Source organism: Billgrantia zhangzhouensis, from assembly GCF_021404465.1.
Lineage (GTDB): Bacteria > Pseudomonadota > Gammaproteobacteria > Pseudomonadales > Halomonadaceae > Halomonas > Halomonas zhangzhouensis.
In genome coordinates, this window is record NZ_JABFTT010000019.1 from 11,716 (window position 1) to 37,201 (window position 25,486).

Sequence of the window (25,486 nt, forward strand, 5' to 3'; positions counted from 1 at the left end):
AGTCCGGCGCTCAATACATGCCATGCAGTATCGCGGATCACTTGAGATTGTCGTGAGCACCCCCATATAGGCCGCAGACCGTAAGGCTTTCACCGAATCGAAACCGTTCCGACCCCGCAGGGTCGCGTTGCTTCAGGAGATGCGCATGGCTAAAGAACCCCAGACCCCGCTTGACGATGAGCTGGTTCGGCGTGAAGAGGAGGCCCAGCCGGAGCCGATGGAAGGCGAGCTGGATGACGCGGTCGGTGCCGGGGAGGACGAGGCCGTGGCGTCCGAGGAGCCGACGACGGTGAGCGATAATCCCGAGGCCGACGTGCTGGCCGCTCAGGTGGAAGAGCTGGAGCAGAGTCTGGCCGAGGCCAAGGACCAGGCGCTGCGCGCTGCCGCCGAGGCCCAGAACGTGCGCCGCCGTGCCGAACAGGAAGCCGAGAAGGCGCGTAAGTTCGCCCTGGAGCGTTTCGTCAAGGAGCTGCTGCCGGTAGTCGATAGCCTGGAGAAGGCGCTCGAGGCCATGGGCGAAAACGCCAGTGAAGCCCATCGCGAGGGTGTGGCCATGACGCTGAAAATGCAGCAGGACGTGCTGGCCAAGTTCGGCGTCGAGACGGTCGATCCTGCCGGCGAGCCGTTCGACCCGCAGTATCACGAGGCGATGGCCATGGTGCCCAATCCCGAGCTCGAGCCCAACAGCGTGATGGAAGTGATCCAGCGGGGCTATCTGCTCAACGGACGCTTGGTTCGCCCGGCGATGGTGGTGGTCAGCCAGGCCGCCAGCTGAGGCTGTCCGGATAAAACGGGGGCGGGGCTTGAAAAGTATCTTGGCGCCCCCCAGATAGACGTCAACCGCGGCAGCTGCCGCAGAGATGATTCAAGGCAAACGAATTTTTCGAGGATTTCCTATGGGACGCATCATCGGTATTGACCTGGGGACCACCAACTCCTGCGTGGCCGTGCTCGACGGCGACAGCGCCAAGGTGATCGAGAACGCTGAGGGTGGCCGCACCACGCCGTCCATCATCGCTTACACCGATGATGGCGAGACCCTGGTGGGGCAGGCGGCCAAGCGCCAGGCGGTGACCAACCCGCAGAATACCCTTTACGCCATCAAGCGCCTGATCGGTCGTCGCTTCAAGGACGACGTGGTGCAGAAGGACATCAAGATGGTGCCCTACGGCATCACTGAGGCCGACAACGGCGACGCCTGGGTCGAGGTGAAGGGCAAGAAGCTGGCACCGCCGCAGGTCAGTGCCGAAGTGCTGAAGAAGATGAAGAAGACCGCCGAGGACTACCTGGGCGAGACCGTCACCGAGGCGGTGATCACCGTGCCGGCCTACTTCAACGACAGCCAGCGCCAGGCCACCAAGGATGCCGGCCGTATCGCCGGCCTCGAGGTCAAGCGCATCATCAACGAGCCCACCGCGGCGGCGTTGGCCTACGGCATGGACAAGTCGCGCGGTGACAAGACCATCGCCGTGTACGACCTGGGCGGCGGTACCTTCGACATCTCCATCATCGAGGTGGCCGACGTCGACGGCGAGACCCAGTTCGAAGTGCTGGCCACCAACGGCGACACCTTCCTCGGCGGTGAAGACTTCGACATGGCGCTGATCAACTACCTGGTCGATCAGTTCAAGGCCGACAGCGGTATCGACCTCTCCGGTGACAACCTGGCCATGCAGCGCCTCAAGGAAGCCGCAGAAAAGGCCAAGATCGAGCTGTCCAGCGCCCAGCAGACCGACGTCAACCTGCCCTACATCACCGCCGACAACACCGGTCCGAAGCACCTCAACGTCAAGGTGACCCGGGCCAAGCTGGAGTCGCTGGTGGAAGACCTGGTGCAGCGCTCCATGGGGCCGTGCAAGACCGCGCTGGCCGACGCTGGCCTGTCCGCTTCCGAGATCGACGACGTGATCCTGGTCGGCGGCCAGACCCGCATGCCGCTGGTACAGAAGAAAGTGGCCGATTTCTTCGGCAAGGAAGCGCGCAAGGACGTCAACCCGGACGAGGCCGTGGCCGTGGGTGCGGCGATCCAGGGCGGCGTGCTGGGCGGCGACGTCAAGGACGTGCTGCTGCTCGACGTCACCCCGCTGACCCTGGGCATCGAGACCCTGGGCGGCGTGATGACTCCGCTGATCGAGAAGAACACCACCATCCCGACCAAGAAGACCCAGACCTTCTCGACCGCGGATGACAACCAGACCGCCGTGACCATCCACGTGCTCCAGGGCGAGCGCAAGCAGGCCGGCCAGAACAAGTCGCTGGGCCGCTTCGACCTGGCCGACATTCCGCCGGCGCCGCGTGGCGTGCCGCAGATCGAGGTAGCGTTCGATCTCGACGCCAACGGCATCCTCAACGTCTCGGCGAAGGACAAGGCCACCGGCAAGGAGCAGTCGATCGTCATCAAGGCCTCCAGCGGCCTCAGCGATGAAGAGATCGAACAGATGGTGCGCGACGCCGAGGCTCATGCCGACGAGGACAAGAAGTTCGAGGAGCTGGTGGCCCTGCGCAACCAGGCCGACGGTATGGTCCACGCCGCTCGCAAGACCGTGCAGGAAGCCGGCGAGCACGCCACCGACGAGGAGAAGCAGGCCATCGAAAGTGCCGCCTCCGAACTCGAGGAGGCGCTCAAGGGCGACGACAAGGATGACATCCAGGCCAAGTTGGACAAGCTGACCGAAGCCTCCGGCAACCTGGCGCAGAAGATGTATGCCGCCCAGGCCGAGGCTGCCCAGCAGGCCGGTGGTGAAGGTCAGGAGGCTGGTGCCAAGCCGGAAGAGGACGTGGTTGACGCGGAATACGAAGAAGTCAACGACGACCAGAAGAAGCAGTAATCGCCAAGGCGATACCACGGGCGACGGTAGCGCGGGGGGACGACTCCCGCGTTGCCGTTTCCGCGGATCGGGCAGATCTGCCTAGACCAGGAGGCGCATGGACCTATGTCCAAACGCGATTATTACGAGGTGCTCGGCGTCGAGCGCGGGGCCGACACCAAAGACATCAAGAAGGCCTACCGACGGCTGGCGCAGAAATACCATCCGGATCGCAATCCGGATGACGATACTGCCGCAGAGAAATTCCGCGAGGTGTCCGAGGCCTACGAAATTCTCTCCGACAGCGAGAAGCGCACCGCCTACGACCAGTTCGGCCATGCCGGGGTCGACGGCCAGGCAGGCGGCTTCGGCGGCGCGGGCGCCGGTGGGTTCAGCGACATCTTCGGCGACGTGTTCGGCGACATCTTCGGTGGTGGCGGCGGTCGGCGCAGCCCCCACGCGCCGCAGCGCGGCAGCGACCTGCGCTACAACCTCGAGCTGGACCTCGAGAGCGCGGTCGCCGGCACCACGGTTGATATCCGCGTGCCGCGTCACGTGGAGTGTGACCGTTGCGACGGCTCCGGCGCCGAGCCGGGTTCCACCAAGGAGACCTGCCCCACCTGTAATGGCCTCGGCCAGGTACGCATGCAGCAGGGCTTCTTCGCCGTGCAGCAGACCTGCCCGACCTGTCACGGCAGCGGTGTGCACATCAAGGTGCCGTGCCACAAGTGCCATGGCGAAGGCCGTATGCGAGAGACACGCACCCTGTCGGTGAAGATTCCCGCCGGGGTGGATACCGGCGATCGCATTCGCTTGAACGGCGAGGGCGAGTCGGGCATCAACGGCGGCCCTCCCGGCGATCTCTACGTACAGGTGGCGATCAAGCCGCACCACATCTTCCAGCGCGATGGCAAGCACCTGCAATGCGAAGTGCCAATCAACTTCGTCGACGCCGCGCTCGGTGGCGAACTCGAGGTGCCGACCCTCGACGGCCGGGTCAAGCTGAAGATCCCGCCGGAGACCCAGACCGGCAAGCTGTTCCGCCTGCGCGGCAAGGGCGTGAAGCCGGTGCGCGGCGGTCCGCCGGGCGACCTGCTGTGCAAGGTGGTGGTGGAGACCCCGGTCAATCTCAACGAGGAGCAGAAAGCGCTGCTGCGCGAACTGCAGGAGAGCCTCGACGGCAGCAACAGCCGCAGCCACTCGCCGAGGAAGACTAGCTTCTTCGACGGTGTGAAGAAGTTCTTCGAGGACATGAAGCCGTAATTCAGGCGGTGGCCCGTTAGCCCCCGGTGCCTTTGGCATAGGGGGCTTTTTGTTTGTGGCGGCGAACCATTGGCTCGCCGGTTCGAACCTCTCGTTCCGCTGAGTGCTGCCTGCCGGGGGTGGCGTTGACCCGTTCCGGCGTCTTAGTCTGTTAACTCCAATACGAATGGAGATCGTTTCTATGCCAATGTCGCGTGCCGTGATCGCCACCGAGTCCGGGGCGAGGGTGATGAACCGGCTGTGCAAGCACTGGGCGCATAAGCTGGAGGTAGAGCAGGGCGAGGAAGAGAGCCGTGTAGCTTTCGAGGATGGCACCTGTGTGATGCGCGTCGAGCCGGGCAAGCTGCTGGTGGCCATCGAGGCGCTGGACGAAGAGGTGCTCGACCGCCTGGAGGGCGTGGTGGATTCCCACCTGCAGCGCATGGCGGGCGACGAGGAGCTGGCCATCGTCTGGGAAAATTGAGCGCGTCGATAACACTCCGGCGCGCCCACCTCGGCATGTTGCTTTGGGCGCTGCTGGTGGGGCTGTCGTTTCCCGCCGTGGGGCTGATGAGCGAGCTGCCGCCGCTGTCGCTCACCGCGCTACGCTTCGCCATCGCCTGCGCCGGGCTGTGGTGGCTGGCGCGGCGTTCGCCCGGCTTCCTGCCCGCCTGGCGATTGCTGCCTCTCTACACGCTGATGGGGCTGTGCCTGGCCGGTTTCTTCGGTGCCATGTTCTGGGCCGCTCATCACGCCACGGCACTCTCCATGGCCACCCTCTACGTCACCGTGCCGCTACTGGCTTACCTGCTGGGGCTCGGTTTTCGCGTCGAGCGGCCGGGCTGGAAGTTGCCGGCCATCCTGGCCTTGGGTGCGGCGGGGGCTCTGGGGCTCGCCTTTTCCGAAGCGCGCAGTCATGGCGAAGCCATGCAACTGGGTATCGGCGAGGTGGTGTTCTTCCTCGGCTGCGTGTCGTCGGCGCTCTATCCTGTGCTGAGCAAGTGGGGGCTGGCGCGGGAGTGGCTACCCGAATCGGCGGCGGTGCGCACCTTCTGGAGCCTGGGGCTGGGCGGGCTCGCCATCGGCCTGCTGGGCCTTATCATCGAGCCCGCTAACCAGCTCCTTTCCATGCGCTGGCAGGATCTGGCCCTGGTGGTCTATCTCGGGCTCTTCTCCAGTGCGCTCACCTTCTGGCTGATGCAGCATGCCACGGCGGTACTCACGCCTGGCGCCGTGACCGCCTACGGCTACATGGTGCCCTTCGTCTCCATGCTGCTGCTGTTTGCCGCTGCGCCCGAGCAGATCGGCTGGCACTGGCTGCCGGGCAGTGTGCTGGTGCTTGCCGCCATCGACCTATTGCTGCGTCAGAGCGGCGAGAACGCCCACGCTCGCTAATCCAGCTCGTCGGCATATGGCTCGCTACCCTGCCCAAGCGCTCGGTCAGGCAAGCTGTGGGTCTGGTATACTGCCTCGATCCCCTCTCGTCAGATTTCGCAGGAGTCCGCATGACCCGTATCGCCATCGTGGGTGTCGCCGGCCGCATGGGCCGCACCCTGGTCAACGCCGTGCAGCAGGATGCCGGGGCCACCCTGGCCGGCGGTATCGTCGAACCGGGTAGCACGCTGGTCGGCGCCGATATCGGCGAGCTGGCGGGGCTCGGCAAGCAGGGTGTCGTTGCAGTGGACTCTCTCGACGCCATCGTCGACGACTTCGACGTGCTGATCGACTTCACCGCGCCCCAGGTGACGCTGGCCAACCTGGCCTTCTGTGCGGCGCACGGCAAGTGCATGGTGATCGGCACCACCGGCCTGGCCGACGACGAACTGGCCGAGCTCGACGGCTATCGTGACAGGCTGCCCTTCGTCTTCGCCCCCAACATGAGCGTGGGGGTGAACCTGACCCTGAAGCTGCTCGAGACCGCGGCCCGGGCGCTGGGCGACGAGGGCTACGACATCGAGGTGATCGAGGCCCACCACCGCCACAAGGTCGACTCGCCTTCCGGCACCGCGCTGAAGATGGGCGAGGTGGTGGCCGAGGCGCTGGGGCGCACGCTCAAGGAGCACGGCGTGTTCGAGCGTGTCGGGCAGTGTGGGCCACGCACCGACAGGGAGATCGGTTTTGCCACGGTGCGTGCCGGCGATATCGTCGGCGAACACACGGTGATGTTCGCCACCGAGGGCGAGCGCATCGAGATCACCCACAAGGCCTCTAGCCGCATGACCTTCGCCAAGGGCGCGGTGCGGGCGGCGCGCTGGGTCGCTGACCAGAGCAATGGGCGCTATGGCATGCAGGATGTATTGGGTTTGTGAGCCATCTCGGTAGCCAAATGAGATCGAATCCTGTAACATCTCCAAAATTTTGGCCGGGCGTCTGAAAACAGCAGTCCAACTGCGCGCTTGTTGCGTGGCCAGCCCCGAGTAAACAGAGACAACAAGCGGGATGAAACCGGTTCCATCGGCTTCGTCCCGCTTTTTTACGAGCCAAATCTGTCGCTGTGACGATAGCCGCCGAGCCTGCGCCCCTCAGGCTCGCACCAGCATGGGAGGACCTTGTCTTGAACAGCCCCGCATTGAACAGACCCGCGATATTGGCCCTGGAAGACGGCAGTGTGTTTCACGGCACCGCCATTGGCGCCGATGGGCAAACCAGCGGCGAGGTGGTGTTCAATACGGCCATGACCGGCTATCAGGAGATCCTCACCGATCTTTCCTATACCCGACAGATCGTGACCCTGACCTACCCGCATATCGGCAATACCGGCGTCAATGCCGAGGACGTCGAGTCGGGCTCGATCGCCGCCGCCGGGCTGGTGATCCGCGACTTGCCACTGATTGCCAGCAACTTCCGCTCCGAGCAATCGCTCTCCGACTACCTCAAGAGCCAGAACGTGCTTGGCATCGCCGATATCGACACCCGCCGCCTGACTCGCATCCTGCGTGACAAGGGTGCCCAGAACGGGGCGATCCTGGCGGGGCGGGAGGCCGAGGGCGACGATGCCGTCGAGCGGGCACTGGCCGTGGCGCGGGAGTTCCCCGGGCTCAAGGGCATGGACCTGGCCAAGGAGGTCTCGTGCCGCGAGGCCTACGAGTGGAGCGAGGCGGAGTGGGTGCTGGGCCAGGGCAACGTCGATGCCAGTGTCAGCGAGCGCCCCTTCCACGTGGTGGTCTACGACTACGGCGTGAAGTACAACATCCTGCGCATGCTCGCTTCGCGCGGCTGCCGGCTTACCGTGGTGCCGGCGCAGACCCCGGCCGCCGACGTGCTGGCGCGTAACCCGGACGGCATCCTGCTGGCCAACGGTCCCGGCGACCCCGAGCCCTGCGACTACGCCATTGCGGCGATCCGCGAGATCCTCGAGACCGACGTGCCGGTGTTCGGCATCTGCCTGGGCCACCAGCTGCTGGCCCTGGCCGCCGGTGCCAAGACGGTGAAGATGAATCACGGTCACCATGGCGCCAATCATCCGGTGCAGGACCTCGACTCCGGCCACGTGATGATCACCAGCCAGAACCACGGCTTCGCCGTCGACGAAGCGAGCCTGCCGGGCAACGTGCGCGCCATTCACCGTTCGCTGTTCGACGGCACGCTGCAGGGTATCGAGCTGACCGATCGTCCGGCCTTCAGCTTCCAGGGGCACCCGGAAGCGAGCCCCGGGCCGCGCGACGTGTCGCCGCTGTTCGACCGCTTCGTGACGATGATGCGCGAGCGCCGCTGATCGGCGCCGCCATCGTCTTATCGCCTGATTTCAACGAATCCAGCCGCGGGAACCGACATGCCCAAGCGTACCGACCTCAACAGCATCCTGATCATTGGCGCCGGCCCCATCGTCATCGGCCAGGCGTGCGAATTCGACTACTCCGGCGCCCAGGCCTGCAAGGCGCTGCGCGAGGAGGGCTTCCGGGTCATCCTGGTCAACTCCAACCCGGCCACCATCATGACTGACCCGGCCATGGCCGATGCCACCTACATCGAGCCGATCACCTGGCAGGCGGTGGAAAAAATCATCGAGGCCGAGCGCCCCGACGCCATTCTGCCCACCATGGGCGGCCAGACCGCGCTCAACTGTGCGCTCGACCTGGACAAGCACGGCGTGCTCGAGAAGTACGGCGTGGAGATGATCGGTGCCAACGCCGACGCTATCAACAAGGCCGAGGACCGCGACCTGTTCGACCAGGCCATGAAGCGCATCGGCCTGGAGTGCCCCAAGGCCGAGGTTGCCCACACCATGGAGGAGGCCTGGCGCATCCAGGAGTCGCTGGGCTTCCCGGTGATCATCCGCCCCTCCTACACCATGGGCGGTTCCGGCGGCGGCGTGGCCTACAACAAGGAGGAGTTCGAGGAGATCTGCACCCGCGGTTTCGAACTCTCCAACAACCATGAGCTGCTGATCGACGAGTCGCTGCTGGGGTGGAAGGAGTACGAGATGGAAGTCGTTCGTGACAAGAACGACAACTGCATCATCGTCTGCTCGATCGAGAACTTCGACCCCATGGGCGTGCACACCGGCGACTCCATCACCGTGGCGCCGGCGCAGACGCTGACCGACAAGGAGTACCAGATCATGCGCGACGCATCGCTTGCGGTGCTGCGCGAGATCGGCGTCGAGACCGGCGGCTCCAACGTGCAGTTCGGCGTCGACCCCAATACCGGGCGCATGGTGGTCATCGAGATGAACCCGCGGGTGTCGCGCTCCTCGGCGTTGGCTTCCAAGGCCACCGGCTTCCCGATCGCCAAGATCGCCGCCAAGCTGGCGGTGGGTTACACCCTGGACGAACTCTCCAACGACATCACCGGCGGGCGTACCCCGGCGTCGTTCGAGCCGTCGATCGACTATGTGGTCACCAAGATCCCGCGCTTCACCTTCGAGAAGTTCCCTCAGGCCAACGACCGCCTCACCACCCAGATGAAGTCGGTGGGCGAGGTGATGGCCATCGGGCGTACTTTCCAGGAGTCGCTGCAGAAGGCGCTGCGCGGCCTGGAAACCGGCAACGACGGCCTCGACCCCAAGGTGGGCGAGTTCACCGAGGAGGCCATGCAGCACATCAAGGGTGAGCTGCAGGCCGCCGGTGCCGACCGCATCTTCTACGTCGCCGATGCCATGCGTGCCAGCATGAGCGTGGAGGAGGTCTTTGCCCTGACCAAGATCGATCCTTGGTTCCTGATCCAGTTGGAGGACCTGGTACGCATCGAGCACGACGTGGCCAAGCGCTCTCTCTCTGAGCTCAGCGCCCAGGAGCTGTTTGGTCTCAAGCGCAAGGGCTTCTCCGACGCACGCCTGGCCAAGCTGCTCGGCGTATCCGAGAAGGAATTCCGCAAGACCCGCCAGAAGGCCGGGATTCGTCCGGTCTATAAGCGCGTCGACACCTGTGCCGCCGAATTCGCCTCGGACACCGCCTACATGTACTCCACCTACGAGGAGGAGTGTGAGGCCGAGGTCAGCAGCCGTCAGAAGATCATGGTGCTGGGCGGCGGGCCCAACCGTATCGGCCAGGGCATCGAGTTCGACTACTGCTGCGTCCATGCCGCCTTCGCCATGCGCGACGACGGCTATGAGACCATCATGGTCAACTGCAACCCGGAAACCGTCTCTACCGACTACGACACCTCCGACCGTCTCTATTTCGAACCGGTGACCCTGGAGGACGTGCTGGAGATTGCCGACAAGGAGCAGCCGGTCGGCGTGATCGTGCAGTTCGGCGGCCAGACCCCGCTGAAACTGGCCCGTGAGCTGGAGGCCGCCGGCGTGCCGATCATCGGCACCACTCCCGACGCCATCGACCGTGCCGAGGACCGTGAGCGCTTCCAGCAGATGATCGACAAGCTGGGTCTCAAGCAACCGCCCAACGCCACTGCGCGCAGCTTCGACGAGGCCTTCGTCAAGGCCGAGGCGATCGGCTACCCGCTGGTGGTGCGCCCGAGCTACGTGCTCGGCGGCCGTGCCATGGAGATCGTCTACTCCGCCGACGAGCTGGAGAACTACATGACCCATGCGGTCAAGGTCTCCAACGATTCGCCGGTACTGCTCGACCACTTCCTCAACGCCGCCATCGAGATCGACATCGACGCCGTCTCCGATGGCCGCGAGGTGGTGATCGGCGGCATCATGCAGCACATCGAGCAGGCCGGCGTGCATTCCGGCGACTCCGCCTGTGCGCTGCCGCCCTACTCGCTGCCCGCCGAGGTGCAGGACGAGATGCGCGATCAAGTCAAGCGCATGGCCGTCGAGCTTGGCGTGGTGGGCCTGATGAACGTGCAACTGGCGTGGCAGGACGGCGAAATCTACGTCATCGAGGTCAACCCGCGTGCCTCGCGCACCGCGCCCTTCGTCTCCAAGTGCATTGGCACTTCGCTGGCCCAGATCGCCGCGCGCTGCATGGCCGGCAAAAGCCTCGCCGAGCAGGGCTTCACCCGGGAGATCGTGCCGCATTTCTACAGCGTCAAGGAGGCGGTATTCCCGTTCAACAAGTTCCCCGGCGTCGACCCGATCCTGTCACCGGAGATGAAGTCCACCGGTGAGGTGATGGGCTCGGGCGATACCTTCGCTGAGGCCTTCTACAAGGCGCAGTTGGGCGCTGGCGAGGCGATTCCCAAGCTCGAAGGCGAGCGCAAGGCGTTCCTCTCGGTGCGCGAACCGGACAAGGCGGGAGTTATCGAAATCGCTCGTTCTCTGCTAGGATTGGGATTCACCCTTTGCGCGACCCGCGGCACCGCCGCCGCCCTCGAAGCCGCCGGCCTCGAGGTGGAGGTCGTCAACAAGGTTTACGAAGGTCGTCCGCATATCGTCGATCTGCTCAAGAACGACGACATCGCCTATATCGTCAATACCACCGAGGGTCGCCAGGCGATCAACGACTCCTCGGTGATCCGTCGTACCGCGCTGGCCCGCAAGGTACCCTATGCCACCACCCTGGCAGGGGCGAGTGCCGTTTGCATGGCGTTGGAGTATGGCAATGCGATCACGGTGCGGCGGCTACAGGAACTGCATGCAGGAGCAACGCAATGAACAAGGTCCCGATGACCGTTGCCGGCGAGGCACGCCTGCGCAAGGAACTCGAGGAGCTCAAGGGCGAGGCGCGTCCCAAGGTGATCGCGGCAATCGCGGAAGCCCGTGAGCACGGTGACCTCAAGGAGAATGCCGAATACCACGCGGCTCGCGAGCAGCAAGGTTTCATCGAAGGGCGTATCCAGGAGATCGAGAGCAAGCTCTCCAATGCCCAGGTGATCGACGTGACCAAGCTGCCACAGACCGGCAAGGTGATCTTCGGCGTCACCGTCGAGCTGATCAACCTCGGTAACGACGAGGAAGTCAGCTACCAGATCGTGGGCGAGGACGAAGCCGACATCAAGGCTGGCAAGATCTCCGTCACCTCGCCCATCGCCCGCGCCCTCATCGGCAAGGAGGAGGGCGACGTGGTGGTGGTCAGCACGCCGGGTGGCGAGGTCGAGTACGAGGTATCCAGCGTCGAGCATCGCTGAGCTACGAGCCAGCAAAAGCCCGCGACAGTTGGTCGCGGGCTTCTTGCAAAGTTGCTCGCGGCCCGGAGCCTGAAGCTCGCGCGGGCGCGTCAGCGCCTAGTGGCGCCCGTGGTGATTTTCGAAACGCTTGACGTTGGAAAGCTTCGGGTTGGCCTGGGGGTTGCGGCGGTAGAGCAGCGCCATCTTACCGATGGTCTGCACACGTTCGGCGCCACTCGCTGCGAGCAGCTCCTCGAGCATGGCGGCGCGGTCGTCGCGCTCCGGCAGGGCCAGCTTCACCTTGATCAGTTCATGGTCGGCAAGCGCCCGGTCGAGTTCGGCCAACACGCCTTCGGAGACACCGTTCTCCGAAACCGTCACCACCGGGCTCAGGTGGTGACCGATGCTGCGAAATGCTTTCTTTTGTGCCTGTGACAAGCTCATGGTATCTTGCGTCTTCCCGGTTGCGCGTAACTTGTCATGGTACGGTGAAATGCGCGCTGGCGAAAGCATGGCAGGCCTGGGTCAAGGCCTTGGCCAGCTCCGCGTCATACCGAACCCGGCCTATGCTTCCAGTCGGCGTTTCGGAATCTTCAGTCAAGGTGATCTGTGGCTCGATCCACTTCCTCGTCCCACGGCGGTGCGTCCGATACGTCACGTCGGCAGCGCGGCGGCAAACATGGCGCCAGCAAGAGTTCGGCCTCGTGGCTCAAGGAGCACTTCGACGATCGCTTCGTCCAGCAGAGCTGGCAGGATGGCTATCGCAGTCGCGCCAGCTACAAGCTGCTCGCGCTCGATGAAAAGGATCGGTTGTTCAAGCCCGGTATGAGTGTGATCGATCTGGGCGCGGCTCCCGGCGGCTGGAGTCAGGTGGCAGCCGACCGTGTAGGATCGGAAGGGCTGGTCATCGCCTCCGATATCCTCGAGATGGATGCCTTGGCCGGCGTTGAGTTCATCCAGGGCGATTTCACCGAAGAGAGCGTGCTGGAGGCGATCCTCACCATCCTCGATGGACGCCCGGTGGACCTTGTGATGTCCGACATGGCCCCCAATATGAGTGGTATGAGCGCCATCGACCAGCCCCAGGCCATGTATCTGGTGGAGCTTGCCCTCGACCTGGCGCGCCAGACGCTGCGACCCGGTGGAAGTTTCCTGGCCAAGGTGTTCCAGGGCGAAGGTTTCGATGCCTACCTGAAGGAGCTGCGCAGCAGCTTCACCAGGGTAGTGACGCGCAAGCCGGAGGCCTCCCGCGCCCGTTCGCGAGAAGTCTACCTGCTGGCGGAAGGTTTTCGCGGCTGAGCCGACAAGATGGCTCGACGCTTCCCGACCAGCCACGGCTGGTCCGATAGAGACAGACTAACGGCGCAATGGCCGGACAGCACGGCCCAACTGTGTCACAGTGTGGGTCAGGAAGGCTGGGCGGCCGGCGGAACATGCCAGGCCCGCCTGTGGTCAATACTGTGGTTCCTTGTGGTCTACAGTGCCAGGCGTTACGGCCGAGAGATGCTTGCAATGAGGGTGGTCCCTTGAACGATATGGCGAAGAACCTGATCCTGTGGTTGGTCATCGCGGCAGTCTTGCTGACGGTGTTCAACAACTTCTCTGTCGATGGCACGCCGCAGACGATGAACTATTCCCAGTTCGTCCAGCAGGTGCAGAACCAGCAGATCCGCAGTGTGACCATCGATGGTTACACGATCACCGGCGAGCGTGCCGATGGGTCTCAGTTCCAGACCATCCGGCCAGCGGCGGAAGACCCCAAGTTGATGGACGACCTGCTGTCCAACAACGTCACCGTGATCGGTCGTGAGCCGCAGCAGCAGAGCTTGTGGACGCGGCTGCTGATCGCCAGCTTCCCGATCCTGCTGATTCTCGCCATCTTCATGTTCTTCATGCGTCAGATGCAGGGGGGCGCTGGCGGCAAGGGTGGCCCGATGAGCTTCGGCAAGTCCAAGGCCAAGCTGCTCTCCCAGGACCAGATCAAGACCACCTTCGCCGACGTTGCCGGCTGCGACGAGGCCAAGGAAGAGGTCGAGGAGCTGGTCGACTTCCTGCGCGACCCCTCCAAGTTCCAGCGCCTGGGCGGCACCATCCCGCGCGGCGTGCTGATGGTGGGCCCTCCGGGCACCGGCAAGACGCTGCTGGCGAAGTCCATCGCCGGCGAGGCCAAGGTGCCGTTCTTCTCGATCTCCGGCTCCGACTTCGTCGAGATGTTCGTCGGCGTAGGCGCCTCCCGCGTGCGTGACATGTTCGAGCAGGCCAAGAAACAGGCGCCCTGCATCATCTTCATCGACGAGATCGACGCCGTGGGCCGCTCGCGCGGCGCCGGCATGGGTGGCGGCAACGACGAGCGCGAGCAGACGCTGAACCAACTGCTGGTGGAGATGGACGGCTTCGAGGCCAACGAGGGCATCATCGTCATCGCCGCCACCAACCGCCCCGACGTGCTTGACCCGGCGCTGCTGCGCCCGGGTCGCTTCGACCGCCAGGTGGTGGTGCCGCTGCCCGACATCCGTGGCCGCGAGCATATCCTCAATGTGCATCTGCGCAAGGTGCCGCTGGCCGACGACGTCAAGCCGTCGTTGATTGCCCGCGGTACCCCAGGCTTCTCCGGTGCCGACTTGGCCAACCTGGTCAACGAGGCTGCGCTGTTCGCCGCGCGGCGCAACAAGCGCCTGGTGGGCATGGAGGAGCTGGAGCTGGCCAAGGACAAGATCATGATGGGCGCCGAGCGCCGCTCCATGGTCATGACCGACAAGGAGAAGCTCAACACCGCTTACCACGAGTCGGGCCACGCCATCATTGGCCTGGTGATGCCGGAGCACGATCCGGTCTATAAGGTCACCATCATTCCGCGCGGTCGCGCACTGGGCGTGACCATGTTCCTGCCGGAGCAGGACCGCTACAGTCTGTCGCGCCAGCAGATCATCAGTCAGATCTGCTCGTTGTTCGGTGGCCGCATCGCCGAGGAGATGACGCTGGGGCCGAACGGGGTTACCACTGGCGCTTCCAACGACATCAAGCGTGCCACCGAGCTGGCTCACAACATGGTCGCCAAGTGGGGGCTCTCCGAGGAAATGGGGCCGATCATGTACGACGAGGACGAGTCGCACCAGTTCCTCGGCGGCCCGGGGCAGGGAGGCGGCAAGCTGAAGTCTGGCGAGACCACCACCCGGCTCGACAAGGAAGTGCGCAAGATCATCGATGAATGCTATGCCAAGGCGAAGCAGATCCTCGAGGAGAATCGCGACAAGCTCGATGCCATGGCCGAGGCGCTGATGCAATACGAGACCATCGACGCCGACCAGCTCAAGGACATCATGGAGGGCCGTAAGCCGCGCCCGCCGAAGGATTGGGAGGATGGTGACTCCGGCAGCGGAGCACCGGTCACCGGCGAGACGGAGCCGAAGGCCGAGGAAGAATCTGCGCCGCAGCCTACCGACGGCGGCGATAGTGGCGACGGACACGGCGATGAAGACGAGGACGAGGAGCCTCGCCGTCGTCCCTCCGACCCGCTAGGCGGCCCCGCCGGGTCGTGATGACCGCAGCAAGCCATCAGGCGCCCCATCGGGGCGCCTTTGCCGTGAGACAAGCACGACCCAGGCCTGCGCCACAGGATCCATGACATGACAGATACACCCTCACCGACCTGGCTGCCGTGTGGGCGGCACCGCCTTGATCTCTCCTACCCCCGAGTCATGGGAATTCTCAATGTCACACCCGATTCCTTCTCTGACGGTGGCCATCATATAGCCGTCGACGACGCCCTGCGCCACGCCGAGCGCATGCTGGCGGAAGGGGCGGCGATCATCGACGTGGGCGGAGAATCGACCCGCCCTGGATCGCAGCCGGTCACCACCCAGCAGGAGTTGGACCGGGTGGCGCCGGTAGTCGAACGCCTGGTATGCCAGCTCGACGCGCTGGTCTCGGTGGACACCAGCAACCCTGACGTGATGCGTCAGGCCGCGGCGCTAGGCGCCGGCATGATCAACGACGTACGCGCCCTGCAGCGGGAAGGTGCGCTGGAGGCGGCGCTCGGTACGGGGCTGCCGGTGTGTCTGATGCACATGCAGGGCGAGCCGCAGGACATGCAGCAAGCGCCCCGCTATGATGAGCCCATTGAGGAGGCGGTGCATGGCTTTCTGGCCGCTCGGGTGGCGGCCTGCGAGGCGGCCGGCCTGCGGCGTGAACGCCTGCTGGTCGATCCCGGTTTCGGCTTCGGCAAGACCGTCGAGCACAACCTGCGGCTGCTCAAGCGCATGGAGCGCCTGGCCGTTCTCGAGCTGCCGCTGCTGGTGGGACTGTCGCGCAAGAGCCTGATCGGCAAGGTGCTGGGCCGGCCGGTGGAGGAGCGGTTGTCCGGCGGGCTGGCGCTGGCGTCTCTGGCGGTCGAGCGTGGTGCCCGAATCCTTCGCGTTCATGACGTCGGCCCGGTCATGGATGCGGTGAACATGACCTGGGCCGTGCTAAGGGAAGGCTGCGAGCATGACTAGAAAATACTTCGGTACGGATGGTATTCGTGGAACGGTCGGGGAGTACCCCATCACGCCGGACTTCATGCTCAAGCTGGGCTGGGCCATGGGCCGGGTTCTGGCACGCGAGTCGGGACGCGCCCGGGTGCTGATCGGCAAAGACACACGCATATCGGGCTACATGTTCGAGTCGGCCCTCGAGGCGGGGCTCTCCGCCGCCGGTGTCGACGTCGCGCTGCTTGGCCCCATGCCCACTCCGGCCATTGCCTATCTCACGCGGACTTTCCGTGCCGACGCCGGCATCGTCATCTCGGCCTCCCACAACCCCTTTGCCGATAACGGCATCAAGTTCTTCTCCACCGAGGGAACCAAACTCGCGGATGCGCTCGAGGAGCGGATCGAGGCGATGCTCGACGAGCCGTTGACCACCGTGGCGGCGGATCGGCTGGGCAAGGCGACGCGTATCGACGATGCGGCGGGGCGCTATATCGAGTTCTGCAAGTCGACCATCCCCAACCGGGTCAGCCTGCATGGGTTGCGCGTGGTACTCGATTGCGCCCATGGCGCCACCTATCATATTGCGCCCAGCGTGTTCCGCGAGCTGGGCGCCGAGGTCAGTCTGGTCGGAGCCAGCCCGGATGGTCTCAACATCAATCGTGAGGTGGGCTCCACCTCGCCGGCGACGCTGCGCGCCGCAGTGATCCAGCAGGGCGCTGACCTGGGCATCGCCTTCGACGGCGACGGCGACCGGGTGCTGATGGTGGATGCCGATGGCCGCGAGATCGACGGCGACGACATTCTCTACCTGATCGCCCGCGACCGGCATGAGCGCGGCCAACTGGTCGGCGGCGTGGTCGGCACCCTGATGACCAACTTCGGCCTGGCCATGGCACTCGAGCAGATGGACATTCCCTTCGAGCGTGTCAAGGTGGGCGATCGCTATGTGGTCGAGCGCCTGTTGGAGAACGGCTGGCAACTGGGTGGCGAGTCCTCCGGTCACATTGTCTGTGCCGACGTGCAGAGTACTGGCGACGGTATCGTCTCGGCGCTGCAGGTGCTGGCGATCATGGTCAACGAAGGCAAGCCGTTGCAGGCCCTGCTTGCAGGGCTGGAAAAGGTGCCCCAGGCACTGGTCAACGTGCGCCTGACGCCGGGTAGCGACGCTAAGGCGCTGATGGAGAGTCCGGCGGTCAAGGACGCCGTGGCTGCCGTGGAAGTAAAGCTGGGCGACGAAGGGCGGGTGCTGTTGCGCCCCTCGGGAACCGAGCCGCTGATCCGGGTGATGGTCGAGGGGCGGGAGCACCTCGACGTCGAGGCCCTGGCCAGCCGTCTTGCCGCCCAAGTCGAGGGTGAGCTGGGTTGACATCCGCGACAGCGGTTGTCTTGACTTGGTGCCTCCTATACCATTTCGCTCCACTTTGATGGAGGACGCAGCATGCGAACGCCGCTGATCGCCGGGAACTGGAAGATGAACGGTTCGGCCGCGCTGGTCGAAGAGTTCGGGCATGCCTTTGCCGAGGCGAGGCTCCCGGCATCGCTGGACGTGGCCGTCCTGCCACCTTTCCCTTATCTGGACGCGGCGCGGAGGGGCTTCGAGGGGACACCGCTGCGCCTGGGCGCCCAGACCCTGAATCCGCTGCACTCCGGCGCCCATACCGGCGAAGTGAGCGGGCGCATGCTCAGGGAGTTCGGCGTCGAGTATGCCCTGACGGGCCACTCGGAGCGACGCCAGCTCTACCGGGAAGGCGACGAGGCCGTGCTCGACCGGCTGCTGGCCGCGTTGAGTGTTGGCATCACGCCGATCCTTTGTGTGGGCGAGACGCTGGAAGAGCGCGATACCGGCCGGACCATGGACGTGGTGCTGCGTCAGGTGGGTTACGTGATGGCGCGCCTGGAGCCCGATCAGCGCTCGCGCGTCGTCATCGCCTACGAGCCGGTATGGGCCATCGGTACGGGGCGCACGGCCACGCCGCAGCAGGCCCAGGAGGTCATGGCCGGCATCCGGCAGTATCAGGCCGGTTTCGACCGTGAGCTTGCGGCAGGCCTACGCCTGTTATACGGCGGCAGCATGAATGCCGGCAACGCGGCTGAGCTGTTGGCCCAGCCAGACATCGACGGCGGCCTGGTGGGCGGCGCTTCGCTCAAGGTCGACGATTTCCTAGCCATTTGTCAGTCAGCAGGTTGAACCCATGCAAGTTGCCATTCTCATGATCCATGTGGCGATCGCCATCGCCCTGGTCGTCCTCATCCTGCTGCAGCAGGGCAAGGGCGCCGAAGCCGGTGCTGCCTTCGGCGGCGGCGCCTCTCAGACCGTGTTCGGCTCACGCGGCACTGGCGGCTTTCTTTCGCGTACCACGGCGGTGCTGGCGGCAGCCTTCTTTGCCACCTCGCTGACCCTGGCCTACTTTGCCAGTCAGGCGGGCCAGGCACCGGAGGCGGGTATTCCCGATGCGCGACTGATCGAGCAGCAGCGCGCTCTGCCGACCCTTGACGACGATGCCCGTGATGTGGATAATACCGCGCCAGTGCTGGAAGAAAGCGACGACTGAGTCGCGGTTCTGGCAATCAAGCAAGCCGAAGTGGTGGAATTGGTAGACACGCTATCTTGAGGGGGTAGTGACCTTACGGTCGTGCGGGTTCAAGTCCCGCCTTCGGCACCATCTGAAAGGCTGTGGTCGCATGCGATCGCGAGCCGTCAGAAGAAGCAGGATTGGCACCAGGAAGATAGTAGGCAGGGGCTTCGCGGTCGCCTTGACTCGAGCCGGTATCGCGCCTACAATCGCCGACCTGGAATGTTGCGGGGTGGAGCAGTCTGGTAGCTCGTCGGGCTCATAACCCGAAGGTCATCGGTTCAAATCCGGTCCCCGCTACCATTTTCCAGTCATGTTATCCGCAGGGTGCATGGCGTCGGAGATGGTACTACAGGTTTCTTGTGAAAGGCCCCTTCCTGCGAAGGGGCTTTTTGTTAGCAGCTTACTGTCGGCCCTTGGCCGGCAGCGCTGTCCGGGCAACGCCAATCAGCCACCTAGCTTTCCTGTTCACTCCCGGCCAGGTGCCTGATGCAACGGCTGTAGGAGCTTTCTCTGTGGCACTCAAGGACGCTGCGCTGCATGCGCTGATCGAACCGGTGGTCACTGCCATGGGATTCGAACTCTGGGGCATCGACTATCGCCCCCAGGGCAAGCACTCCCGGTTGGTGATCTACATTGATCATGCCGACGGTGTGAGCGTGGATCACTGCGCCGACGTCAGTCGCCAGGTCAGTGCCGTGCTCGACGTGGAAGACCCCATTCCGGGTGAGTACCGCCTGGAGGTGTCGTCGCCGGGTATGGATCGTCCGCTCTTCACCCTCGATCAGTTCGTACGCTTTGCTGGACACCAGGTGGCCTTGAAGCTGCGAGTCCCGTTCGATGGGCGGCGCAAGTTTCAAGGGCTGTTGGCTGGCGTCGAAGAAGACGAGGTGCTGCTACGGCTCGACGGCGAAGAGTACTGTTTTCCTATCGAAAGCATTGACCAGGCGCGGGTGGTACCCCAATTCGAAGACTGAAGTCGCCGGCCAAGGTTGGTGCACAAGAACAGGTTTTCTGGCGAGGCATAGGCATGAGTAAAGAAATTCTGACGGTCGTCGACGCGATCTCCAACGAGAAGGGCGTGCCCCGTAATGTCATCTTCGAAGCTGTCGAAGCTGCGCTAGCCAGCGCATCGCGCAAGCGCTTCGAGGGTCGCGAGGTCAGCGTGCGGGTGCATATCGACCGCACCACCGGCGACTACGAGACCTTCCGCCGCTGGGAAGTGGTGGAAGACGACGAGTTCGAGAATCCCGACGCCGAGATCAAGGAGTCCTTCGCCGCGCGCCGCGAACCGCCGCTCAAGCTGGGCGACGTGGTTGAGGAGCAGATCGAGAACGCCGCCTTTGGCCGCATCGCTGCACAAACCGCCAAGCAGGTCATTGTGCAGAAGGTTCGCGAGGCCGAGCGCGCCGAGGTAGTTCGCCAGTATGCCGAGCGTGAGGGCGAGCTGGTCGCCGGCATCGTCAAGAAGACCACTCGCGATGGCCTGATCATCGACCTGGGCGACAACGCCGAGGCGTTCCTGCCGCGTAGCGAGATGATTCCCGGCGAGCGCTATCGCATGAATGACCGCGTTCGCGCCCTGCTGGTCAAGGTCGACGCCGAGGCGCGCGGCGCCCAACTGATTCTGTCGCGTACCTGCCCGGAACTGATCATCGAGCTGTTTAAGATCGAGGTGCCGGAGATCGCCGAGCAGCTCATCGAGATCAAGGGCGCGGCACGCGACCCTGGCTCGAGAGCCAAGATCGCGGTCAAGACCAACGACCGGCGCATCGATCCGGTTGGCGCCTGCGTCGGCATGCGTGGTTCCCGCGTACAGGCGGTATCGAGCGAGCTGCAGAACGAGCGGGTCGACATCATCCTGTGGGACGACAATCCGGCCCAGCTCGTCATCAATGCCATGGCGCCGGCTGACGTCGCCTCGATCCTGGTCGACGAGGATGCGCATGCCATGGATGTGGCCGTGGCCGAGGACAACCTGGCCCAGGCCATCGGCCGCAGCGGTCAGAACGTGCGCCTGGCTTCGGAACTCACCGGCTGGCGCATCAATGTCATGACCGAGGGCGAGGCGGAGGACAAGCGCGAGCAGGAGATCGATAGTCTGGTCGAGCACTTCATCCAGCACCTCGATATCGAAGATGACCTTGCTCGCCTGCTGGTGGAGGAGGGTTTCACCACGCTGGAGGAAATCGCCTACGTGCCCCTTGAGGAGATCCTCGAGATCGAGGAGCTCGATGAAGAACTGGTAGAAGAACTGCGTGCTCGTGCCAAGGATGAACTGCTGACGCTGGCCATCGCCTCCGAGGAGGAGCTGGATGGTGCGCAGCCGGCCGACGACCTGCTGCAAATGGACGGCATGGAGAGTCACCTGGCCTTCATCCTGGCGAGCCGGGGCATCGTCACCATGGAGGATCTCGCCGAGCAGTCCGTCGACGATCTGATGGACATCGAGGACATGGACGAGGAGCGCGCTGCAGCACTGATCATGACTGCCCGTGCGCCCTGGTTCGAGAACGAACAGTAAACGGGTCACGGGCTGAGGAGGGTCGAGATGTCGGAAATGACCGTTAAAGATTTTGCAGCGAAGGTGGGGCGCGATGTGCCCCGCCTGCTGGAACAGATGAAAGAAGCCGGGCTTGAGCACAAGTCCGAAAGCGATGCCGTGTCCGAGGAGGACAAGCGCAAGCTGCTCGACTACCTGACCAAGAGCCACGGCGGTGGCGGTGCCGGAGCGCGCAACCGCATCACGCTGACGCGCAAGACCAAGAGCCGGATCAAGACCGGTGAGCGTGGCAAGACCATCGAAGTGCAGGTGCGCAAGAAGCGTACCTACGTCAAGCGTGCCGAAGAGGAAGAGGCGCCCAAGCCGGAGCCGGTGGAAGAGACCGGGCCGCGTCAGCTCGTCGGCGACATGGCCGAGGCCGAAGCCGCCCGCGAGGCGCGTGAAGCGGAAGAGGCCAAGGCGCGTGCCGAGCAGGCCGAGCGCGAGGAGGCCGCCAAGGCCGAGGCGGCCAAGACTGCTGCCGAGCCCGAGATCCCCGGGCCCGAACTCGAGGAGGCGCCCGAGGAAGTCGCGGCCGAGCCGGAGCCGCCGGCGCCGCCCAAGGAGGGTCGTACCGATCGCCGTACTGCGCCGCCCAAGAAGGCCTCGGCCAAGAAGGGGCGTCACGACCGCGACGACGATGACCGTGATGATCGCGAGGAGCGTCGTCGTGGCGGCGGTGGCAAGAAGGCCAAGCGCGCCGAGCGTCGCGGTGGCCGCCGTGGCACCACCCAGGGTGGTGGCAAGCATGGCTTCCAGAAGCCGACCCAGCCGATCGTGCGCGAGGTTTCGATCCCCGAGTCGATCAGCATCGCCGACCTGGCCGACAAGATGTCGATCAAGGCCAACGAAGTCATCAAGACCATGTTTACCATGGGTGCGGCGGTGACCATCAACCAGACCATCGATCAGGACACTGCTGCCATCGTGGTCGAGGAGATGGGTCACAAGCCCAAGCTGATCAAGGATGACGCGCTGGAAACCGAGATGCTCGAAGGCATCTCCTACGAGGGCGAGGAGATCACCCGTTCACCGGTTGTCACGGTGATGGGTCACGTCGACCACGGCAAGACCTCGCTGCTCGATTACATCCGTAAGGCCAAGGTGGCTACCGGCGAGGCTGGCGGCATCACCCAGCACATCGGCGCCTACCACGTCGAGGACGAGCACGGCGGCGTGACCTTCCTCGATACCCCGGGCCACGCGGCGTTTACCGCCATGCGTGCGCGCGGTGCCAAGGCGACCGACGTTGTCATCCTGGTGGTGGCGGCCGACGACGGCGTCATGCCCCAGACCATCGAGGCGATTGAGCACTCCAAGGCGGCCGACGTGCCCATGGTGGTGGCGGTCAACAAGATCGACAAGCCGGCGGCCGATCCGGATCGGGTCAAGAACGAACTGTCTCAGCACGGTGTCATCTCCGAGGAGTGGGGCGGCGACACCCAGTTCGTGCATGTTTCGGCCAAGACCGGTGAAGGCATCGAGGATCTGCTGGAAGCGATCCAACTGGTCTCCGAGGTGCTCGAGCTCAAGGCCGTGCCGGAAGCGCCCGGCAAGGGCGTGGTAGTCGAATCGCGTCTCGACAGAGGCCGCGGCCCGGTGGCCACCGTGCTGGTCCAGAACGGTACCCTGAAGAAGGGCGATATCGTGCTGGCCGGCCTGCACTATGGCCGTGTGCGCGCGCTGACCAACGAACTCGGCCAGCAGGTCGACGAGGTGGGCCCCGCCATGCCGGTGGAGATTCAAGGTCTCGACGGCACGCCGGACGCCGGTGATGACTTCATGGTCGTGGCCGACGAGAAGAAGGCCCGTGAGGTCGCCAACTTCCGTCAGGGCAAGTACCGTGAGGTGCGCCTGGCACGTCAGCAGAAGGCCAAGCTGGAAAACATGTTCAGCCAGATGGGCCAGGACGAGGTGGCCAAGGTCAACATCGTGCTCAAGGCCGACGTGCAGGGCTCGCTGGAAGCAATCAAGGGCGCCCTCGAGGAGCTGTCCACCGAAGAAGTGCAGGTGGCCGTGGTCTCCTCCGGCGTGGGTGGCATCACCGGAACCGATGCCAACCTGGCGCTGGCCTCGGAGGCCATTGTGGTCGGCTTCAACGTGCGTGCCGACGCGGCGGCCCGTGAGATCATCGAACGCGAAGGCCTGGACCTGCGCTACTACAGCGTGATCTACCAACTGATCGACGAGGTCAAGCAGGCCATGAGCGGCATGCTGGCACCGGAGTGGAAGGAAGAGATCGTCGGCGTGGCCGAGGTTCGTGACGTCTTCCGCGCACCGAAGATCGGTGCCGTGGCCGGCTGTATGGTGGTTGAGGGCACTGTCTTCCGTAACAAGAAGATCCGCGTGCTGCGCGACAACGTCGTCATCTACGAGGGCGAGCTCGAATCGCTGCGCCGCTTCAAGGATGACGTGCAGGAAGTGCGCAGCGGCATGGAGTGCGGTATCGGCGTCAAGAACTACAACGACGTTCAGGTCGGCGACAAGATCGAGGTCTTCGATCAGGTCAAGGTCGAGCGGACGCTGTAACCGCAGCGGGAGTGAAGCATGCGCGAATTCAAGCGTACCGACCGGGTCGGCGACCAGCTGCAGAAAGAGCTGGCCGTGCTGATCCAGCGCGAGGTCAAGGATCCACGCCTGGGAATGGTCACCGTCAGCGGGGTCACGGTGAGCCGTGATCTCGGCTACGCCGACGTCTATGTGACCCTGCTCGGCGAGGACAGCCCTGAGCGTATCAAGGAGAACCTCCAGGTGCTGCGTCAGGCATCGGGCTTCCTGCGTAGCCAGATCGCCCGGCGCATCAAGCTGCGTCATGTGCCGGAGCTGCGCTTCCATTATGACGAGAGCGTGGTGCGTGGCCAGCGGCTCTCCTCGCTGATCGACGAAGCGGTCGAGAGCGACCGTGCTCGCCACGCCGACGACGAGCATGAATCGGGCGACGAGGGAGAGCGCGACTGATGGCGCGTCGCCGCCGTGGCCTGCCGATCAATGGCGTGCTGCTGCTCGACAAGCCCAAGGGCGCGTCGAGCAACCATGCCCTGCAGCGGGTACGACGCCTGCTGCAGGCACAGAAGGCGGGCCATACTGGTACGCTGGACCCGATGGCCACCGGGCTGCTGCCGGTGTGCCTGGGCGAGGCGACCAAGTTCTCGGCGCACCTGCTCGAGGCCGACAAGGTCTATCGTACCCGGGTGCAGCTCGGAGCGGTGACCGACACCGGCGACGCCGAGGGCGAGGTGGTCGAGCGCTGCGCGGTGCCGTCGTTGACGGTGGCGAACGTCGAACGCGTGCTCGAGCGCTTTCGCGGTGAGATCGAGCAGGTGCCGCCGATGTACTCCGCGCTCAAGCACCAGGGACGCAAGCTTTACGAACTGGCCCGTGAGGGCAAGAGCGTCGAGCGTGCAGTGCGGCGTGTGACGGTGTATGATGCCCGGCTGCTCGCCTTCGAAGGTGACACCTTCGAACTCGAGGTGCGAGTGAGCAAGGGCACCTACATCCGCACTCTGGCCGAGGATATCGGCCGTGCGCTCGGCTGCGGGGCTCATATCACCGCCCTGCGACGGCTTGCCACCGGCCCCTTCGACAGTGAAGGCATGCTGCCGCTGGAGGCACTGGAGGCGCTGCCGAGCCAGAGTGAACGCGAGGCGGCGTTGCTGCCGGTCGACGTGCTGGTGGCGCATCTGTCCAAGCTCGAGGTCGACGAGTGCGCCAGGCAGCGGCTCATGCACGGCCAGGCGGCCAGCGTCGATGCTGCCGGCGAGAAGACCGGCAAGCTGACGAGACTCTACTGCGACGAGACCTTTCTCGGGCTCGGCGTGGTGACGGGGCCACAGGAAGTGGCGCCAAGACGGCTGCTCAATACGGCAGCCGAGTGAGGGGCGGCGCGAGCCTGCTCCCGAAGGAGAAACGCCCGAGACTGCAAATATGCGTGGTCTCACACATTCACGTTTCAGGCATATTGCTTACTGGAGATACAGATGGCACTTACCGCTGAACAGAAGGCCGAGATCGTCAAGGAATTCGGCCGTGGCGACAACGACACCGGTTCCCCCGAGGTTCAGGTGGCCCTGCTGAGCGCCAACATCGACGGCCTGCAGGACCACTTCAAGACCAACAAGCAGGATCACCACTCCCGTCGTGGTCTGATCCGCATGGTCAACCAGCGCCGCAAGCTGCTGGACTACCTGAAGCGCAAGGACCTGGGGCGCTATCAGGCACTTATCCAGCGCCTTGGTCTCCGTCGTTAAACGACGCGAAGCTGAAAACGAAGCGGGCAGCCCCATGGGGCTGCCCGTTTTGCGTTTTCAGGGACGAAAGCGGCGGTATAGGTGGCTCTCACGCGCGTCAACCCCTAAAATGGTCGCCGAGTCAAAACGACCCATACATATAGAGAAAAGT

General features: G+C 64.4%; 22 protein-coding genes and 2 tRNA genes. 23 read left to right on the top strand and 1 reads right to left on the bottom strand.

The features are described 5' to 3' along the window. Window positions 1–145 precede the first annotated feature (145 nt). The 9 genes from grpE to greA all read left to right on the top strand — a co-directional run bounded on the left by grpE (window position 146) and on the right by greA (window position 11,525). A complete protein-coding gene (gene grpE, locus HOP51_RS19570; RefSeq protein ID WP_234275556.1) occupies window positions 146–775 on the top strand; it encodes a nucleotide exchange factor GrpE in 630 nt (209 codons plus the stop codon). Window positions 776–896: 121 nt separating this feature from the next. Continuing rightward, window positions 897–2,828 (top strand): molecular chaperone DnaK, encoded by a 1,932-nt coding sequence (gene dnaK, locus HOP51_RS19575; protein ID WP_234275557.1) that lies wholly within the window; start codon window positions 897–899, stop codon window positions 2,826–2,828. A 105-nt stretch (window positions 2,829–2,933) separates the two neighbouring features. After that, the gene (dnaJ, locus tag HOP51_RS19580; protein ID WP_234275558.1) at window positions 2,934–4,070 is read left to right on the top strand and encodes a molecular chaperone DnaJ; all 1,137 of its coding nucleotides are present in this window, start codon (window positions 2,934–2,936) and stop codon (window positions 4,068–4,070) included. 181 nt (window positions 4,071–4,251) lie between these two features. Continuing rightward, a complete protein-coding gene (locus tag HOP51_RS19585) occupies window positions 4,252–4,533 on the top strand; it encodes a DUF2218 domain-containing protein (protein WP_234275559.1) in 282 nt (93 codons plus the stop codon). A 35-nt stretch (window positions 4,534–4,568) separates the two neighbouring features. Further along, window positions 4,569–5,444, top strand: a complete 876-nt coding sequence (locus HOP51_RS19590; RefSeq protein ID WP_234275560.1) for a DMT family transporter — start codon at window positions 4,569–4,571, stop codon at window positions 5,442–5,444. Between the two features lie 110 nt (window positions 5,445–5,554). Then, window positions 5,555–6,358 (top strand): 4-hydroxy-tetrahydrodipicolinate reductase, encoded by an 804-nt coding sequence (gene dapB, locus HOP51_RS19595; protein WP_234275561.1) that lies wholly within the window; start codon window positions 5,555–5,557, stop codon window positions 6,356–6,358. Window positions 6,359–6,618: 260 nt separating this feature from the next. Continuing rightward, window positions 6,619–7,764 (top strand): glutamine-hydrolyzing carbamoyl-phosphate synthase small subunit, encoded by a 1,146-nt coding sequence (gene carA / locus HOP51_RS19600; protein WP_234275595.1) that lies wholly within the window; start codon window positions 6,619–6,621, stop codon window positions 7,762–7,764. 57 nt (window positions 7,765–7,821) lie between these two features. Then, the gene (carB, locus tag HOP51_RS19605; RefSeq protein WP_234275562.1) at window positions 7,822–11,052 is read left to right on the top strand and encodes a carbamoyl-phosphate synthase large subunit; all 3,231 of its coding nucleotides are present in this window, start codon (window positions 7,822–7,824) and stop codon (window positions 11,050–11,052) included. After that, window positions 11,049–11,525 (top strand): transcription elongation factor GreA, encoded by a 477-nt coding sequence (gene greA, locus HOP51_RS19610; protein ID WP_234275563.1) that lies wholly within the window; start codon window positions 11,049–11,051, stop codon window positions 11,523–11,525. The genes carB and greA overlap by 4 nt, the downstream gene beginning before the upstream one ends. A gap of 96 nt (window positions 11,526–11,621) precedes the next feature. Here greA and yhbY read toward each other — a convergent pair whose 3' ends face one another. Beyond that, entirely contained in the window at window positions 11,622–11,948 is a 327-nt protein-coding gene (gene yhbY, locus HOP51_RS19615) for a ribosome assembly RNA-binding protein YhbY (RefSeq protein WP_234275564.1), read from the bottom strand. 165 nt (window positions 11,949–12,113) lie between these two features. On the opposite strand from yhbY, the gene rlmE reads away from it, so the two are divergent. From rlmE to rpsO, 14 genes are all read left to right on the top strand, one after another. Next, window positions 12,114–12,803, top strand: coding sequence for a 23S rRNA (uridine(2552)-2'-O)-methyltransferase RlmE (rlmE, locus tag HOP51_RS19620; RefSeq protein WP_234275565.1), 690 nt, complete (start codon window positions 12,114–12,116; stop codon window positions 12,801–12,803). Window positions 12,804–13,030: 227 nt separating this feature from the next. Continuing rightward, window positions 13,031–15,043, top strand: a complete 2,013-nt coding sequence (gene ftsH, locus HOP51_RS19625; protein WP_234275566.1) for an ATP-dependent zinc metalloprotease FtsH — start codon at window positions 13,031–13,033, stop codon at window positions 15,041–15,043. An 87-nt stretch (window positions 15,044–15,130) separates the two neighbouring features. Beyond that, window positions 15,131–15,997 carry a dihydropteroate synthase gene (gene folP / locus HOP51_RS19630; RefSeq protein ID WP_455423589.1) on the top strand — a complete coding sequence of 289 codons (867 nt, stop codon included), beginning with the start codon at window positions 15,131–15,133 and terminating at the stop codon, window positions 15,995–15,997. Then, window positions 15,990–17,339 (top strand): phosphoglucosamine mutase, encoded by a 1,350-nt coding sequence (glmM, locus tag HOP51_RS19635; RefSeq protein ID WP_234275567.1) that lies wholly within the window; start codon window positions 15,990–15,992, stop codon window positions 17,337–17,339. The genes folP and glmM overlap by 8 nt, the downstream gene beginning before the upstream one ends. Window positions 17,340–17,411: 72 nt before the next feature. Beyond that, window positions 17,412–18,161: a triose-phosphate isomerase gene (gene tpiA, locus HOP51_RS19640; RefSeq protein ID WP_234275568.1), complete on the top strand. Its 750-nt coding sequence runs from the start codon at window positions 17,412–17,414 to the stop codon at window positions 18,159–18,161. A 4-nt stretch (window positions 18,162–18,165) separates the two neighbouring features. Then, window positions 18,166–18,525, top strand: a complete 360-nt coding sequence (gene secG / locus HOP51_RS19645; protein ID WP_234275569.1) for a preprotein translocase subunit SecG — start codon at window positions 18,166–18,168, stop codon at window positions 18,523–18,525. 24 nt (window positions 18,526–18,549) lie between these two features. After that, window positions 18,550–18,636: transfer RNA gene (locus tag HOP51_RS19650), tRNA-Leu, on the top strand. Between the two features lie 136 nt (window positions 18,637–18,772). Beyond that, window positions 18,773–18,849, top strand: a tRNA-Met gene (locus tag HOP51_RS19655). 212 nt (window positions 18,850–19,061) lie between these two features. Continuing rightward, window positions 19,062–19,523 (top strand): ribosome maturation factor RimP, encoded by a 462-nt coding sequence (gene rimP / locus HOP51_RS19660; protein ID WP_234275570.1) that lies wholly within the window; start codon window positions 19,062–19,064, stop codon window positions 19,521–19,523. A 53-nt stretch (window positions 19,524–19,576) separates the two neighbouring features. After that, window positions 19,577–21,070 (top strand): transcription termination factor NusA, encoded by a 1,494-nt coding sequence (gene nusA / locus HOP51_RS19665; protein ID WP_234275571.1) that lies wholly within the window; start codon window positions 19,577–19,579, stop codon window positions 21,068–21,070. A 27-nt stretch (window positions 21,071–21,097) separates the two neighbouring features. Continuing rightward, on the top strand, window positions 21,098–23,617 hold the full coding sequence (gene infB / locus HOP51_RS19670; RefSeq protein WP_234275572.1) for a translation initiation factor IF-2: 2,520 nt from the start codon (window positions 21,098–21,100) through the stop codon (window positions 23,615–23,617). 18 nt (window positions 23,618–23,635) lie between these two features. Continuing rightward, window positions 23,636–24,046 carry a 30S ribosome-binding factor RbfA gene (gene rbfA / locus HOP51_RS19675; protein WP_234275573.1) on the top strand — a complete coding sequence of 137 codons (411 nt, stop codon included), beginning with the start codon at window positions 23,636–23,638 and terminating at the stop codon, window positions 24,044–24,046. Then, complete coding sequence (gene truB, locus HOP51_RS19680) at window positions 24,046–24,963, top strand: tRNA pseudouridine(55) synthase TruB (RefSeq protein ID WP_234275574.1); 918 nt, start codon at window positions 24,046–24,048, stop codon at window positions 24,961–24,963. Before rbfA ends, truB begins: the two co-directional genes overlap by 1 nt. Window positions 24,964–25,065: 102 nt before the next feature. After that, complete coding sequence (rpsO, locus tag HOP51_RS19685) at window positions 25,066–25,335, top strand: 30S ribosomal protein S15 (RefSeq protein WP_234275575.1); 270 nt, start codon at window positions 25,066–25,068, stop codon at window positions 25,333–25,335. The last annotated feature ends 151 nt before the right edge of the window (window positions 25,336–25,486 follow it).

Excerpts from the sequence above, each read along its gene's own strand:
- glmM (WP_234275567.1), top strand. The coding sequence starts at position 15,990 with ATGACTAGAAAATACTTCGGTACGGATGGTATTCGTGGAACGGTCGGG.
- HOP51_RS19585 (WP_234275559.1), top strand. The coding sequence starts at position 4,252 with ATGCCAATGTCGCGTGCCGTGATCGCCACCGAGTCCGGGGCGAGGGTG.
- rbfA (WP_234275573.1), top strand. The coding sequence starts at position 23,636 with ATGCGCGAATTCAAGCGTACCGACCGGGTCGGCGACCAGCTGCAGAAA.
- dapB (WP_234275561.1), top strand. The coding sequence starts at position 5,555 with ATGACCCGTATCGCCATCGTGGGTGTCGCCGGCCGCATGGGCCGCACC.
- folP (WP_455423589.1), top strand. The coding sequence starts at position 15,131 with ATGACAGATACACCCTCACCGACCTGGCTGCCGTGTGGGCGGCACCGC.
- nusA (WP_234275571.1), top strand. The coding sequence starts at position 19,577 with ATGAGTAAAGAAATTCTGACGGTCGTCGACGCGATCTCCAACGAGAAG.
- HOP51_RS19590 (WP_234275560.1), top strand. The coding sequence starts at position 4,569 with ATGTTGCTTTGGGCGCTGCTGGTGGGGCTGTCGTTTCCCGCCGTGGGG.
- yhbY (WP_234275564.1), bottom strand. The coding sequence starts at position 11,948 with ATGAGCTTGTCACAGGCACAAAAGAAAGCATTTCGCAGCATCGGTCAC.
- tpiA (WP_234275568.1), top strand. The coding sequence starts at position 17,412 with ATGCGAACGCCGCTGATCGCCGGGAACTGGAAGATGAACGGTTCGGCC.
- carB (WP_234275562.1), top strand. The coding sequence starts at position 7,822 with ATGCCCAAGCGTACCGACCTCAACAGCATCCTGATCATTGGCGCCGGC.
- truB (WP_234275574.1), top strand. The coding sequence starts at position 24,046 with ATGGCGCGTCGCCGCCGTGGCCTGCCGATCAATGGCGTGCTGCTGCTC.
- secG (WP_234275569.1), top strand. The coding sequence starts at position 18,166 with ATGCAAGTTGCCATTCTCATGATCCATGTGGCGATCGCCATCGCCCTG.
- grpE (WP_234275556.1), top strand. The coding sequence starts at position 146 with ATGGCTAAAGAACCCCAGACCCCGCTTGACGATGAGCTGGTTCGGCGT.
- infB (WP_234275572.1), top strand. The coding sequence starts at position 21,098 with ATGTCGGAAATGACCGTTAAAGATTTTGCAGCGAAGGTGGGGCGCGAT.
- greA (WP_234275563.1), top strand. The coding sequence starts at position 11,049 with ATGAACAAGGTCCCGATGACCGTTGCCGGCGAGGCACGCCTGCGCAAG.
- rpsO (WP_234275575.1), top strand. The coding sequence starts at position 25,066 with ATGGCACTTACCGCTGAACAGAAGGCCGAGATCGTCAAGGAATTCGGC.
- dnaK (WP_234275557.1), top strand. The coding sequence starts at position 897 with ATGGGACGCATCATCGGTATTGACCTGGGGACCACCAACTCCTGCGTG.
- dnaJ (WP_234275558.1), top strand. The coding sequence starts at position 2,934 with ATGTCCAAACGCGATTATTACGAGGTGCTCGGCGTCGAGCGCGGGGCC.